Source organism: Oryzobacter telluris (genome assembly GCF_043099285.1).
Lineage (GTDB): Bacteria > Actinomycetota > Actinomycetes > Actinomycetales > Dermatophilaceae > Oryzobacter > Oryzobacter telluris.
In genome coordinates this window covers 1,238,814-1,252,402 of record NZ_CP170723.1, presented here as the reverse complement: position 1 = coordinate 1,252,402, position 13,589 = coordinate 1,238,814, and the positions used below count along the sequence as shown (strand labels likewise).

At 74.6% G+C, this 13,589-nt stretch carries 14 protein-coding genes; 5 read left to right on the top strand and 9 right to left on the bottom strand.

From position 1 onward, the window contains the following. Nucleotides 1-93 precede the first annotated feature (93 nt). The gene (locus tag ACFLFB_RS05670; RefSeq protein ID WP_392544734.1) at nt 94-630 is read right to left on the bottom strand and encodes a GbsR/MarR family transcriptional regulator; all 537 of its coding nucleotides are present in this window, start codon (nt 628-630) and stop codon (nt 94-96) included. A gap of 53 nt (nt 631-683) precedes the next feature. Here ACFLFB_RS05670 and ACFLFB_RS05665 point away from each other — a divergent pair, with 53 nt between their 5' ends. After that, complete coding sequence (locus ACFLFB_RS05665; RefSeq protein ID WP_392544733.1) at nt 684-1,589, top strand: ATP-binding cassette domain-containing protein; 906 nt, start codon at nt 684-686, stop codon at nt 1,587-1,589. Beyond that, complete coding sequence (locus ACFLFB_RS05660; protein WP_392544732.1) at nt 1,586-3,235, top strand: ABC transporter permease; 1,650 nt, start codon at nt 1,586-1,588, stop codon at nt 3,233-3,235. Before ACFLFB_RS05665 ends, ACFLFB_RS05660 begins: the two co-directional genes overlap by 4 nt. A gap of 88 nt (nt 3,236-3,323) precedes the next feature. On the opposite strand, the gene ACFLFB_RS05655 is transcribed toward ACFLFB_RS05660, so the two are convergent. Then, the gene (locus ACFLFB_RS05655) at nt 3,324-4,400 is read right to left on the bottom strand and encodes a mannose-1-phosphate guanylyltransferase (protein WP_392544731.1); all 1,077 of its coding nucleotides are present in this window, start codon (nt 4,398-4,400) and stop codon (nt 3,324-3,326) included. 84 nt (nt 4,401-4,484) lie between these two features. Between ACFLFB_RS05655 and ACFLFB_RS05650 the strand changes: the two genes are divergently transcribed. Further along, nucleotides 4,485-5,642, top strand: a complete 1,158-nt coding sequence (locus tag ACFLFB_RS05650; protein WP_392544730.1) for a glycosyltransferase family 4 protein — start codon at nt 4,485-4,487, stop codon at nt 5,640-5,642. Between the two features lie 18 nt (nt 5,643-5,660). On the opposite strand, the gene ACFLFB_RS05645 is transcribed toward ACFLFB_RS05650, so the two are convergent. Both ACFLFB_RS05645 and trpS read right to left on the bottom strand, forming a co-directional pair. Then, nucleotides 5,661-6,182: a 2'-5' RNA ligase family protein gene (locus ACFLFB_RS05645; RefSeq protein ID WP_392544729.1), complete on the bottom strand. Its 522-nt coding sequence runs from the start codon at nt 6,180-6,182 to the stop codon at nt 5,661-5,663. Between the two features lie 11 nt (nt 6,183-6,193). Continuing rightward, nucleotides 6,194-7,219 (bottom strand): tryptophan--tRNA ligase, encoded by a 1,026-nt coding sequence (gene trpS / locus ACFLFB_RS05640; protein WP_392544728.1) that lies wholly within the window; start codon nt 7,217-7,219, stop codon nt 6,194-6,196. A gap of 41 nt (nt 7,220-7,260) precedes the next feature. On the opposite strand from trpS, the gene galK reads away from it, so the two are divergent. Beyond that, the gene (gene galK, locus ACFLFB_RS05635) at nt 7,261-8,424 is read left to right on the top strand and encodes a galactokinase (RefSeq protein WP_392544727.1); all 1,164 of its coding nucleotides are present in this window, start codon (nt 7,261-7,263) and stop codon (nt 8,422-8,424) included. A gap of 3 nt (nt 8,425-8,427) precedes the next feature. On the opposite strand, the gene ACFLFB_RS05630 is transcribed toward galK, so the two are convergent. From ACFLFB_RS05630 to ACFLFB_RS05620, 3 genes are read right to left on the bottom strand one after another with little or no spacing between them, the layout of a single operon-like run. Continuing rightward, nucleotides 8,428-9,225, bottom strand: a complete 798-nt coding sequence (locus ACFLFB_RS05630) for an exodeoxyribonuclease III (protein WP_392544726.1) — start codon at nt 9,223-9,225, stop codon at nt 8,428-8,430. Between the two features lie 15 nt (nt 9,226-9,240). Then, the gene (locus ACFLFB_RS05625) at nt 9,241-10,170 is read right to left on the bottom strand and encodes a hypothetical protein (protein WP_392544725.1); all 930 of its coding nucleotides are present in this window, start codon (nt 10,168-10,170) and stop codon (nt 9,241-9,243) included. A 40-nt stretch (nt 10,171-10,210) separates the two neighbouring features. Then, nucleotides 10,211-11,155: a WD40/YVTN/BNR-like repeat-containing protein gene (locus ACFLFB_RS05620; protein WP_392544724.1), complete on the bottom strand. Its 945-nt coding sequence runs from the start codon at nt 11,153-11,155 to the stop codon at nt 10,211-10,213. 152 nt (nt 11,156-11,307) lie between these two features. Between ACFLFB_RS05620 and ACFLFB_RS05615 the strand changes: the two genes are divergently transcribed. Continuing rightward, on the top strand, nt 11,308-12,696 hold the full coding sequence (locus ACFLFB_RS05615) for a polysaccharide biosynthesis tyrosine autokinase (RefSeq protein ID WP_392544723.1): 1,389 nt from the start codon (nt 11,308-11,310) through the stop codon (nt 12,694-12,696). 18 nt (nt 12,697-12,714) lie between these two features. On the opposite strand, the gene ACFLFB_RS05610 is transcribed toward ACFLFB_RS05615, so the two are convergent. Then, a complete protein-coding gene (locus ACFLFB_RS05610; protein ID WP_392544722.1) occupies nt 12,715-12,921 on the bottom strand; it encodes a hypothetical protein in 207 nt (68 codons plus the stop codon). A 116-nt stretch (nt 12,922-13,037) separates the two neighbouring features. After that, a complete protein-coding gene (locus tag ACFLFB_RS05605; RefSeq protein WP_392544721.1) occupies nt 13,038-13,583 on the bottom strand; it encodes a low molecular weight phosphatase family protein in 546 nt (181 codons plus the stop codon). Nucleotides 13,584-13,589 lie beyond the last annotated feature (6 nt).

The following is a 13,589-nucleotide window of genomic DNA, read 5'->3' as shown; positions in this document are numbered from 1 at the left end:
ACTCGTGGGCGACCGACCCCCTCCGCCGGTTCGAGGTGAAACACCACCACGAGAGGGTCACGTTTCACCTCGACCCGCACGAGGCAGCGGCACTCAGGAGGATGCGGCGCGGCTCGCCTTGTACTCGTCCCACCGGCGGGCGAGGTCGTCCATCTCGCGCTGGACGAACTCGAGGAACTCCACCGACAGCTGCATCCGCTCCCCCGCGCGGCTGCCCGCGCCCACCTCGTCGCGCGCCTCGAGCAGGGCGGCGAGGATCGGCGCGTAGATCTGGTCCTTCTGCATGAGGACGTCGTGCCAGGCGTCGTCGAGGACGACGTAGACGTCGCGCCGCGAGCCGCGCTCCCGCTCGCGGCGGATCATCCGGACGTTGAGGAGGTAGCCCACCGCGCCCGAGACCCCGGCGGGGCTGACCTCGAGGACGCGGGCCAGGTCGGCGGCGGTGAGCCGGCCGTCCTCGGTCGCCATCAGGGCCGCGAACACCCGGGCCGGCAGGCGCGACAGGCCGGCCTCGGCCAAGGCCCCGCCGAGGTGCTCGACGACGTCGGTGAACCGTGCGTCGGCGGCGCCGGTGCCGTCGGTGCCGTCGCCGACACGGACCTCGGGAGCGGCGGCGCGGCGGGTCGGCATGGCCTCACTTTACATCGTTCACAAACTTCTGAACGAGGCGTAGCGTGACGACCATGACCGACGTGGTGCAGGTGCACGACCTCCGCAAGACCTTCGGGCGCACGACCGCCCTCGACGGGCTCGACCTCACCGTCCGGGAGGGCGAGGTCCACGGCTTCCTCGGCCCCAACGGCTCGGGCAAGTCCACGACCATCCGCATCCTGCTCGGGCTGCTGCGCGCCGACGGCGGCTCGGCCACGGTCCTGGGCCAGGACCCCTGGCGCGACGCCACCGAGCTGCACCGCCTGCTCGCCTACGTCCCCGGCGACGTCGTCCTGTGGCCCAGCCTCTCGGGCGGCGAGGTGATCGACCTCCTCGGCCGGCTGCGCGGCGGCCTCGACGAGGAGCGCCGCCGCCACCTCGTCGAGCGGTTCGCCCTCGACGAGCGCACCCGTGGCCGCGCGTACTCCAAGGGCAACCGCCAGAAGGTCGCCCTCGTCGCGGCGCTGGCGAGCGACGTGCCGCTCCTCGTCCTCGACGAGCCCACCTCCGGCCTGGACCCGCTGATGGAGCAGGTCTTCCAGGAGGAGCTCGCGGCCCTGCGCGCCCGGGGCCGCACCGTGCTGCTGTCGAGCCACATCCTCAGCGAGGTCGAACGCGCCTGCGACCGGGTGAGCATCGTGCGCGCCGGACAGGTCGTCGACACCGGCAGCCTCGCCGAGCTGCGCCACCTCACCCGCACCCGCGTGCGGGCCGTGCTGCGCGACGCGCCCTCCCTCGCCGAGATTGCCTCCTGGCCGGGGACGCACGACGTCGCCGTCGAGGGCGACACCCTCACCTGCTCGGTGGAGGCCGCGCACCTCGGCGAGCTCGTCGCCGCCCTGGGTAGCCGAGGCGTCACCGGCCTCACCTGCCAGCCGCCGACGCTCGAGGAGCTCTTCCTCTCGCGCTACGACACCCGGGAGGTGCAGCCGGCATGACCGCCGCGACCGCACCGACCCCGGCCGCGTCGCTCCGCCGCCGCTCCATCGGCGGGCTCGAGGGCACCGGCGAGCTGCTGCGCCTGGCGTTCCGCCGCGACCGCGTGCTGCTCCCCGCGAGCGTGCTCGGCCTGGTCCTGCTGTCGGTCGGCTCGGCGCAGGCCACCCTGGCCCTCTACCCCGACGACGCCTCGGCCGCCGCGGGACTCGGCGGGGTGCTGGCCAACCCCGGCGTCGTCGCGCTGTACGGGCCCGTGTCGGCCCACACCGCCGATGCCCTCGCCGTCCTCAAGACGGTGATGATGGGCGCCTTCCTCACCGCCGTCCTCGGCCTCGTCGTCGTGCGCCGGCACACCCGCACCGAGGAGGACGAGGGCCGGCTCGAGCTCGTCGGCGCCGGGGTCGTGGGGCGCAGGGCACCGCTCGCGGCCGCCGTGGCCGTGGGGGTGGTCGCGGTGCTGCTGGCGAGCGGGATCTCGGCCGCGGGGCTGGTGGGGCTGGGGATGGACGCGCGCGGGTCGGTGGCGTTCGGGGTCGCCTGGCTGACGGCAGGCCTGGCGAGCGTGGGGATGACGGCGCTCGCGGTGCAGCTGGCGTCGACGACGCGCGGTGCCGCCGGGCTCGGGTTCGGTTTCCTCGGCGCGGCCTACGCGGTGCGCGCCGTCGGCGACTCGGTACCGGCTGACGACGCCCTCCATGCGCTCGGGTGGCTCTCGCCGCTGGGCTGGGCCGGGCGGGTCGAGGCGTTCGGGGCCGACCGGCTCTGGGTCCTCGCCCTCGGGGTCGTGGCGCTGGCGGTGGGTGTGGCGGCGGGCGTCGCGGTGCTCGACCGCCGCGACCTGGGCGCGGGCATCATCCCGGCGCGGGGCGGCCCTGAGCGTGGTGGTCGCCTGCTGTCCGGGGCGCTGGGGCTCGTCGTGCGGCAGGCGCGCGGCACCGTCATCGGGTGGACCGTGGGGATGCTCGTGGGCGGGGTCGTCGTCGGCGGCCTGCTCGCCTCCGTCGCGGACCTGGCGAACGACCCGGCGGTGCGCGACATGCTCGACCGCCTCGCCGGCAGCGCCGGGGGCGTCGAGGACGTCTACGTCGCCACCGAGGTCCGGTTCGTCGCCGCGGCCGTCGCCGCCGCAGGCGTGGCGCTGGTGCTGCGGCTCGTCGCCGCCGAGCGCCGAGGCCTGGGCGAGCTCGTGCTCGCCACGCCGACGAGCCGGACCCGCTGGTACGCCGCCCACGTGGCCGTCGCCCTCGGCCTCCCGGCCCTGCTCATGGCGGTCCTCGGCACCACGGTCGGGATCGTCGGGCCGGCCGCCACGCCTGACGCCCCGGCGCTCGGCCCGGTCCTCGGGGCCTCGCTCGCCACGCTGCCGGCGGTCTGGGTCGTCGTCGGGATGGCGGCGCTCCTCGCCGGGGCGGTGCCGCGGTTCGCGCCCCTGACGTGGGGCGTCCTCCTCGTGGCGTTCGTCGTCGGCGAGCTCGGCCCGACGATGGACCTGCCCTCGTGGGTCGTCGACGCGTCGCCGTTCGCCCACGTGTCGCAGCTGCCCGGCGGGTCGTTCGAGGCGGTGCCGGCGCTCGTCCTCCTCGCGGTGGCCGCGGCCCTCGTGCTCGCCGGCCGCGCCGCCTACCTCCGCCGCGACGCCGTCTGACGCCCCTCCATCGCGTCCTACCGCCTGGTACGTGGGGTGATCACCCCACGTACCAGGCGGTAGGACCGGATTGAGCCGGGGGTCGAGGTCAGGTGAGGTCGGTGCGGCCCTCGGCCTTGAGGGCGTCGACGACGGCCTTGACCTCCTGCGCCCGCGCCCGGGTCGTCACGAGCACGGCATCCGGCGTGTCGACGACCACCACGTCGTCGAGCCCCACGACGGCCACGCGCCGCCCACCCGTCGCCACGACGACCCCGGTGGCGTCGACCGCCGTGATGTCGCCCGCCTCGCCGAGGACGCGCAGCCCACCCGCGTCGGGCAGGAGCGTCGCCAGGCTCGCGAAGTCGCCGACGTCGTCCCAGCCGAACGCTGCCGGCACCACGACGACGTGCCCGGCAGCGGCAGCGGGCTCGGCCACGGCGTGGTCGATGGCGATCTTCGTCAGGTCGGGCCACAGCTCGTCGAGTCGCGAGGGGTCGGCCGCGATGGCGCGCACCCCGGCCGCGAGCTCCGGGTGCCACTGGCCGAGCAGGTCGAGCAGCACCGAGGCCCGCACGACGAACATCCCTGCGTTCCAACGGAACTCGCCCGACTCCACGTACTCGCGAGCTCGCTCGGCATCCGGCTTCTCGACGAACTCGACCGCGTGCAGGGCCGTCGGCGCACCCTCGAGTGGCGAACCGGCCCGGATGTAGCCGAACCCGGTCGCGGGAAAGGTCGGCTCGATGCCGATGGTGACGAGGTGCCCGTCACGCGCGACGTCGACCGCCTCGCGGATCACCGTGCGGAAGGCCTCGGCGTCGGGGATGACGTGGTCGGCCGCGAACGAGCCGATGACGGAGTCCGGGTCCTCGCGCTCGACGACCGCGGCCGCGAGCCCGATGGCCGCCATCGAGTCGCGCGGCGACGGCTCCGCCAGCACGCGCTCGGCAGCCAGCCCCGGCAGCTGCTCGCGGACCGCCGACGCGTGCGCAGCGCCGGTGACGACGACCACCCGCTCGCCGGTGAGCGGCTCGAGCCGGTCGACCGTCGCCTGGAGCAGGGTGCGGCCGCTGCCGGTGAGGTCGAGGAGGAACTTCGGACGGGCGGCCCGGCTCAGCGGCCAGAGCCGCGTCCCCGCACCACCGGCGGGCACGACGGCCCAGAACCCGCGGATGTCCTGCATGGCACGCGAGGCTATCTGGTCACCGGACCTTCACCCGCCACCCACCCGGACGTCACCGACGGCGCGCCGGGCCACGGGATGGTCATGACCATGCGGGTCGCGATCGCCACCGAGTCGTTCCTCCCCACCGTCAACGGCGTGACGACGAGCGTGTGCCGCGTGGCCGAGCAGCTCGGCGCCCTCGGCCACGAGGTCCTCGTCGTCTCCCCTCGCCCCGCCCCGGACCGGTTCGCCGGCCACCGCGTGGCCACCGTCCCGTCGGTGAGCGTGCGCAGCTTCCCCACCGGCCTGCCGACGCGGGAGGTGCGGCACGTCCTCGCCCGGTTCGCCCCGGACGTCCTCCACGTCGCGTCGCCGTTCGTCCTCGGAGCCAGGGCCCTGCGCGACGCCGCCCACCTCGGCATCCCGGCGGTCGCCGTCTACCAGACCGACGTGCCCGCCTACCTCGCGCAGCACGTCGGCCCCGTCGGACCGCGCGCGTCGAGCACCGCCTGGCGCTGGGTGCGCCGCGTCCACTCCCTCGCCGGCCGGACGCTGGCCCCCTCGCGCGGCACCCTCGACGAGCTGCGCGCCCACGGCGTCCCCCGCACCGCCCTGTGGGCCCGCGGGGTGGATGCCGCGCTGTTCCACCCCGACCGCCGTCCCTCCCCGCGCGTCACCGACCTGCGGGCTCGGCTCGCCCCGGACGGTGAGGTGCTCGTCGGGTACGTCGGTCGCCTGGCGCCGGAGAAGGAGCTCGGGCGTCTCGCCGAGGTCGTGCGCACCCCCGGGGCCCGGCTCGTCGTCGTCGGCGACGGGCCCGGACGCGACGCGACCGAGCACCTGCTCCGGGGAGTGGCCAGCACCGCCCTCGCCCCCGAACCCCTCTTCCTCGGCCACCGCTCCGGAACCGACCTCGCCGACGCCTACGCCGCCCTCGACGTCTTCGTCCACACCGGCACCCGCGAGACCTTCGGCCAGACGCTCCAGGAGGCCGCGGCCTCCGGGCTGCCCGTCGTCGCGCCGGCCCGGGGTGGACCGCTCGACCTCGTCGACCACGGCCGCACCGGCCTGCTCTTCGACCCCGTCGGCCCCGGCTCCCTCGGGCTCGCGGTCGCCCGCCTCGTCGAGGACGCCGCCCTCCGCCACCGGATGGGGGACGCGGGGCGCGAACGCGTCGCCGGCCGCACCTGGGCGGTGCTCACCGACGAGCTCGTCGGCCACTACGACGCCGTGCGCAAGCGCACCGCCCTGGCCGCCTGAAGGACGGGAGACCCGGCCTCAGGCGTGGTCGGCGCCGAGCGGGAACGAGCGCACGACGCGCCACACCCCGTCGTCGTCGTGAAGGTACAGCTCGACGGTGTCGACCCGGAACGAGCACCGGAAGTCGGCGAGCTCGTCGAAGGCCCGTTCCAGGCTCGGCTCCGCGAGGTGGTGGGCGATGGTGACGTGCGGGTGGTACGGGAACTCCAGGGTCCGCTCCACGGGGCCCGAGCGCACCGCGCTCTCGAGCTCCTCGCACGCGGCGATGCCCTGCGAGACCTGGACGAACACCACCGGCGACACCGGCCGGAACGTCCCGGTCCCCGAGAGCACCATGTCGAACGGCTCCGTGCCGGCGGTGATCGACGCGAGGTGGGCGAGGAACTCCTCGAGCGCACCGTCCTCGACGGCGGTGGGCGGCAGGAGCGTGACGTGCGGGGGGATGGCCGAGGCCATGGGGTCCCCGAAGTCCTCTCGCGCGTCCTGCAGCTGCGCTCCCCAGGGCTCCGGGACGGTGACGGCGACGCCGTGGACGGGCATGGTCAGGGACCCTACCGCGCTCCCGGGAGGAGGCCGATCGCGTCCCTGACCCGGGTGGTCGTGGCCTGGGCAATGAGGCCCGCCCGCTCCGCCCCCCGCGCCAGGATGCGGTCGAGCTCGGCGGGGTCGTCGAGCAGCTCGGTCATCCGCTCTCGGAACGGCGTCACGGCCTCGACGACGACCTCGGCGACGGCCTTCTTGAGGTCGCCGTAGCCGCGGCCGGCGAACTCGGCCTCGAGGTCGGCGACCTTGGTGCCGGACAGCACCGAGTGGATGACGAGGAGGTTCGACACCCCGGGCTTGGTCTCCGGGTCGAAGCGGATCTCCGAGCCGGTGTCGGTGACCGCGGAGCGCAGCTTCTTCGCCAGCCTCGCGGGGTCCTCCATCATCTCGAGGATGCCCTTCTCGGTGGAGCTGGTCTTGCTCATCTTCGAGGTGGGGTCCTGGAGGTCCATGATCTTGGCCGACTCCTTGACGATGTACGGCTCCGGCACGCGCAGGACCTCGCCGAACCGCGCGTTCATCCGCTCCGCGAGGTCGCGGGTGATCTCGAGGTGCTGGCGCTGGTCCTCGCCCACGGGCACGTAGGCCGCGTCGTACATGAGGATGTCGGCCGCCATGAGGACCGGGTAGGTGAAGAGGCCGACGTTGGCGTTCTGGCCCTTGGCGGTCTTGTCCTTGTACTGCGTCATCCGGTTCATCTCGCCCATGGCCGTCTGGCAGGCGAGGACCCAGCCGAGCTCGGCGTGCTGGTGCACGTGGCTCTGGCAGAAGACCGCCGACTCCTCGGGGTCGACGCCGCCGGCGATGAACTGCGCCGCGGTGATGCGCGTGCGGCGGCGGAGCACCTCGGGGTCGGTCGGGACCGTGAGGGCGTGGAGGTCGGCGACGAAGTAGTAGGTGTCGAAGTCGCGCTGGAGGCCCACCCAGTTCACGAGCGCACCCAGGTAGTTGCCGAGGTGGAGCGAGTCGCTCGTCGGCTGCATCCCCGAGAGGATGCGCGGGCGTGCGGAAGGGCCGGTCGCGGGGGTGGACATGCCCTCATTCTGTCAGGGGTCCGATCCCTAGACTCACTCGCATGACGAGTGCCGTGGACGTCCACCTCGAGGTCTTCGGGACCCCGCCCGCAGGGGTGTGGTCGGCTCCGGGCCGCGTCAACCTCATCGGCGAGCACACCGACTACAACGGCGGGCTGGTGCTGCCGATCGCGCTCCCCCAGCGCACCACCGCCACCGCCACGGCGCGTGACGACGACCTGCTGCGGGTGCACTCGGCCCAGGCCGGGGAGCGCGTCGAGGTCGACCTCGGCACCGTCGGGCCCCGGTCACCCTCGGGCTGGGCCGCGTACGTCGCCGGGGTGCTGTGGGCGCTGCGCCAGGAGGGCCACGAGGTGCGCGGCCTCGACGTCACCGTCGACAGCGACGTCCCGCTCGGTGCCGGCCTGTCGTCGTCGGCGGCCCTCGAGTGCGCCGTCGGCGCCGCCGCCAGCGACCTGTTCGGCCTCGACCTCCTCGATGACGACGCCTCCCGCGCGCGGCTGGCCGCCGCCTGCGTGCGCGCCGAGAACGAGGTCGCCGGGGCGATGACCGGAGGCATGGACCAGTCGGCCGCGTTGCTGTGCCGCGAGGGCCACGCCCTCCTGCTCGACTGCCGTTCCGGCGAGACGTCGCACGTGCCGTTCCACCTGGCCGGCCACGGCGCCGGGTACGTCCTGCTCGTCACCGACACCCGCGCCGCCCACGCCCTCAACGACGGGCAGTACGAGGCGCGCCGTCGGGCGTCGGAGGCCGCGGCCTCCGCCCTGGGCCTGGACTCGCTGCGCGACGTCGACCCGCACCACCTCGACGACGCCCTGGCCCGCCTCGCCGACGACGAGCAGGTCCGCCGGGCCCGCCACGTCGTCACCGAGATCGCCCGGGTCCGCGCCACGGTCGAGGCCCTGGAGGCCGACGACCTCGAGTCGGTGGGGCGCCTGTTCGACGCCTCGCACACCTCGCTGCGCGACGACTACGAGGTGAGCTGCGTCGAGCTCGACGTGTCGGTCGAGGCGGCCCGCTCGGCCGGTGCCCTCGGCGCCCGGATGACGGGCGGCGGCTTCGGTGGGTCGAGCATCGCCCTCGTCCCTGAGTCGGACGCCGAGGACGTGGCGACCGCGGTGGCCGCCGCCTTCGCCGAGCGCGGCTGGACCGCCCCTAGGTCGTTCGTCGTCACCGCCGGCGCCTCCGCCGCCCGCGACGCCTAGGCCTCAGAAGGCGTACTCGACGACCACGGGTGCGTGGTCGCTCCAGCGCTCGGCGTACGACGCCGCCCGGCCGACCTCGGCCCGAACAGCCCTGCGCGCCAGCGGTTCCGACGCGATCTGGTAGTCGATCCGCCAGCCGGAGTCGTTGTCGAACGCCTTCCCGCGCCACGACCACCACGTGTACGGACCGGGGCCCGCGCCGTGGAGGACCCGGTGCACGTCGACGAACCCGTGGGTGTCGACCCAGCCGTCGAGGTGCGCCTGCTCCTCCGGCAGGAACCCGGACTTGCCCTGGTTGCCCTTCCAGTTCTTCAGGTCGTCCACCGTGTGCGCGATGTTGAGGTCGCCGGTGAGGACGGCGTGCCGCCCCTGTGCCGACCACTCGCCGAGACGGTCACCGACGGCCCGGAGGAAGCGCTGCTTCTCCTCCTGGCGCGGGGTGCGCGCCTCGCCGGTGTGCACGTAGGCCGACGCCACGGTGACGACGACGTCACCCACCGGCACGTCCGACTCCACCCACCGCCCCGAGTCGGCGAACTCCTCGCTGAGGACGGTGCGCACCTCCACCGGCTCGTGGCGGGACAGCACCGCCACCCCGGCCCGACCCTTCGCCTCGCCCGGCGCGTGCGCGACGTGCCAGCCCTCGAAGGTGGTGCCGGCGAGCGCCGCCCGCAGCTGGTCGTCGTCGGCCCGGACCTCCTGGAGGGTCACGACGTCGGGCGCCGCGGCCTCCAGCCACTCGATGCCGCCGCGCCGCACCGCGGCCCGGATCCCGTTGACGTTGGCGGAGACGAGGAGCACCGCGCCATTGTTCCGTCAGCTCGAGGGAAGAGTGGCACCGGTCCTGGACCAGGGGCCGACCGCGTTCTCGGAGCGCAGCACGACGTCACCGACGACGAGCCACCACGCCGTCCCCGTGGTGGCGACCGACACCTTTCCCTCCACCGGCGGCACCTCGACGCAGCTCTTCCGGGTCGATGGCTGCCCGTCCTCGAGGGCGACGGCGACGACGCCCGCGCAGCCCTTCTCCGTGCGCACGACCACGCCCCGGCCCGACGCGGCGAGCGCGATGGCGAGGGCGACCTTGTCGGTGAACGCCCGCACCCAGGTCCTCCCGCCGTCGGTCGTGGTCCGGACCTCGGCGTTCCCGCAGAGGACTCCGGCACGGAGGTTGTCGAGGGTGGTGAGGTCGAGGACGTCGGCGTCGCCGCACGGCGTCCTCACCTGGTCGCTGGGGACGTGGACCTCGCGGTCGTCCGACGGCACGCGCGACCAGGCACCCGCGGCCGACCGCGCGCCACTCCACGACCGGCCGGCGTCACCCGTCTGCCAGAGCCTCAGGGTGCAGTCGCGGTCGCCCCCGGTGACGAAGCCCCGGTCGACCCTCTCGGGCTTGGCCCGCACGGTGCGGCCGGGGGCGTCCTCCCGCGACCAGGAGTCACCGCCGTCCGAGGTGGTCCAGACCGTCCCGGGCTTTGCGCAGGTCCCGGCGTCGACGACCCAGGACTGTTCAAGACCGACCGCGGCGGCGAAGCGGGTCACCGTCGCCGGTCGCACCGCGGTCGCGGGCTCGGTCGACCCGCCCGCGGACGAGACGACCGACGGGCTCGACGACGTCGCGACCCGCGTCGTCGACAGGGCGGGGTCCTCCGCGGGGGGTCCGCGAAAGGCCCAGCTGATGAGGACGGCGTCGGCCGCGAGGAGCGCGCACAGCCCGAGGACCGGCGCCACCCTGCGTGGCTCCACCGGCACAGCGTGGCAGAGTGGCGCGTCCCGGGCGAGACCCTCAGCCCTTCGGCCAGCTCCCGACCTTGGCGAACGTGCCCGTGGAGGCGTCCGCGGAGGGGGCCCGGAGCACCGTGTCACCGGCGACGAGCCACGTCGCGTCGGCCACCACGGACACCGACACCTGACCCGGCCGGGGGGCGACGTCCTCGAGGCACTGGACGGTGCCGACCTTGCCTCCCGCGAGCGCGGCGACCGCGACGCCCGTGCAGTCCTCGGCGACGATCGCGACGGCGCCGCGTCCCGGGGCGGTGAGGGCCAGGGCGACCAGGCCCTCGCGCTCGAGGGAGGTGGTCCAGCGGGCACCGGCGTCGCTGGTGGTGCGCACCGTGCCGTCGTTGCAGACCACCGAGGCGACCCCGTCGCGCAGGCCGGCGAGGTCGAGCACCCGGGCGTCGGCCTGGCACGGCTTCACCGGGTCGCCCCCGGGCCGGTGCACGCGGGTGGCGTCGTCGGGGTCGCGACCCCAGGCGTCGGCCGCCGAGCGGGGGTCGGTCCACGACGCCCCCGCGTCGCTGGTGTTCCACAGGCGCAGCCGGCACTGGTCGTCGCCGCCGATGACGAAGCCGCTGCGGCCGTCGTTGGGTCGGATGCGGGTGACGGCGCCGGGGGCGTCCTGCGAGCGCCACGTCTTGCCGCCGTCACGGCTGACGTGCACCTTCCCCGGCTCGTCGCACGAGCCGGTGCCCGCGGCCCAGACCACCTGGGCGCTCGCGGCCGACACGACCCGGCTCAGCGGCCGGGCCGCCGCGGGGGGTTCGGCGCTCGCGCTGGCGCTCGGGCTCGGCGAGGCCGACGAGGACACCGAGGTGGACGGGCGGCCCGCCGACGGGGAGGGCGAGGCCGCCGTCGTCCCGGCCGGCCAGAGGGCCCACACGACGAGCCCGAGGTCGAGGAGCAGGAGGGCGACCAGTCCGATGGTGGGGAGGGATCGCCGGAGGTCCATGGCGGTCAGCATCCACGACGGACCCCCTCCCGCAAAGCCGGACGCGCCGCGCCGTCGGGCTCGCGCGCCGCCGGGCGGTTACGATGCTGGCGGCCGTGACGGGTGTGGCAGGGGCTCCCGGGCGTGAAGAACGAGGCAATCCGAGGAGAACCGTGGAGCTGCAGGACTACCTGCTCGTCGTGCGCAAGAGGTGGCGGGTGATCGCCACCATCGTCCTGGTCTTCATCGGGCTCTCCAGCGCCGCGTCGGCCCTGTCGACCCCGATGTACGAGGCCAGGACCCAGTTCTTCGTGTCCACGACCGGGGCCAACGACAGCGTCGCCCTCCTCCAGGGCAGCACCTTCACCCAGCAGCGGGTGAAGTCCTACGCGCAGCTCCTCACCACGCCCCGCATCCTCACCCCGGTGGCCCAGGCCGCCGGCGTCGACGCCTCCGGGCTGGTCACCCGCGTCACCGCGACCACCCCGCCCGACACCGTCCTCATCGACGTGGCCGTGAGCGACACCGACCCCGAGCGGGCCCGCGTCACCGCCGAGGCCATCGGCGAGGAGTTCCCCACCGCGGTCACCGAGCTCGAGAGCCCGGCCGGTACGGAGAAGAGCCCCGTCAAGGTCACCGTCGTCCAGCCCCCCACCACGCCCACCGCCCCGGTCAGCCCCAAGCCGGTGCGCAACATCGTCCTGGGCGTCGTCGTCGGCCTGCTCCTCGGCCTGGGTGCTGCGGTGCTCCGCGAGACCCTCGACCGCTCGGTCAAGACCCCGGAGGACGTGAAGCGCGTCACCGACGCCCCTCTCCTCGGCTCGATCGCCCACGACCCCGACGCCCCGAAGCGCCCGCTCATCGTGGAGGTGGACCCCCGCTCGCCGCGTGCCGAGGCCTTCCGGTCGCTGCGCACGAACCTCCAGTTCGTCGACGCCGCGAACCACCCGCGCACCATCGTCGTCACCTCCTCGCTCGCCGGGGAGGGCAAGAGCACGCTGACGGCCAACCTGGCGCTGACGATGGCGCAGGCCGGCTCCCGCGTCTGCCTCATCGAGGCCGACCTGCGTCGCCCCAAGGTGCTGGAGTACATGGGTCTCGAGGGCTCGGTCGGCCTCACCGACGCGCTCATCGACCGCGCCGACGTCATCGACGTCATCCAGCCCTACGGCGGGACCAACCTCTGGGTGCTCGGCGCGGGTCCGATCCCGCCGAACCCCTCCGAGCTGCTCGGCTCCACCGCGATGCGCTCGCTGCTGCAGAGCCTCAGCGCGCGCTTCGACTACGTCGTCATCGACGCCCCGCCGACCCTGCCCGTGACCGACGCCGTGGTCATCTCCAAGCTCGTCGACGGTGCGATCGTCGTCGTCGGCTCCGGTCTGGTCGACCGCGACCAGCTGGGGCAGACGCTGCAGTCGCTCGAGTCGGTCAACGGCCAGATCCTCGGCCTCGTCCTCAACCGGGTGCCGGCGAAGGACGGCAACCAGTACGGGGGCTACGCGTACGACGCGCCCGACGAGGAGGCCACGCGCCGCGAGCGCAAGCGGGTCGAGCAGGCCTGACGCCTGCCGACCGGTGCGTCAGCGTCGGGCGTGGCGGGGAGCCTTCGCGGCGACCGGGTCGTCCATCATCGGCAGCCACCCCGTGTGGATGGTCAGCGGTGCGGTGCGACCGGTGCGCCGCGACCGGCGGGCCCGTCGTCGGCGAGCGGCATCGGCCCTCACACCGACGAGGGCGGTCACGCCCAGGACCAGCACTGCACCCAGCACCACCACGATCGCCGTCATCGACAACCTCCGGTCTACCCCTGCGGACCTCCCACGGTAGGACCGTGGATTCTGCCGGGCGCCGAAATGCCCCGAAACACGCCCAAACGCGGGCCGTTCGGGTGATCTGGGGGGCCTCAGGGTTGCGGGCCGCGCAACACCGGGACGACGACGCGCAGCGCCTCCTCCACCTCGTCGGCCATCTGCGCGAAGACCGCCGGTCCGCGGCCGATCGGGTCGGTGACGTCGACCCCCTCCTGCCGGGCGGGGACCAGCCCCCGGCGCGAGCCGGCGACCGCGGCCACCTGCCGCACCCAGGACCCCTCCTCCCCCGCTGCCTGCACGTCGGCCGGGGCGAGCCCGGCGAGGAGGTCGGCGAGGTCGGTGAGGGTGACGGCGCGCCGCAAGGCGGCCGGATGGAGGCGCGCGGCGGCCCCCCGGTGCTCCCGGGCAGCGGTGATGACGAGGTCGGCCGAGGCGACGAGCTCGGCGGTCAGCTGGCGCGCTGCGAAACCGTCGGCATCCGTGTGGGAGGCCTCGAGAAGGGCCCTCGACCCGGGGTCGAGGTCGCGTCCGACGAGGGCGTGGGTGCCCGCACTCGAGATCGTGATGCCCGTGCGCGTCAGGTCGTGACGCAGCCGACGCTCGATGTACGGTGATCGACAGACGTTCCCGGTGCACACGACCAG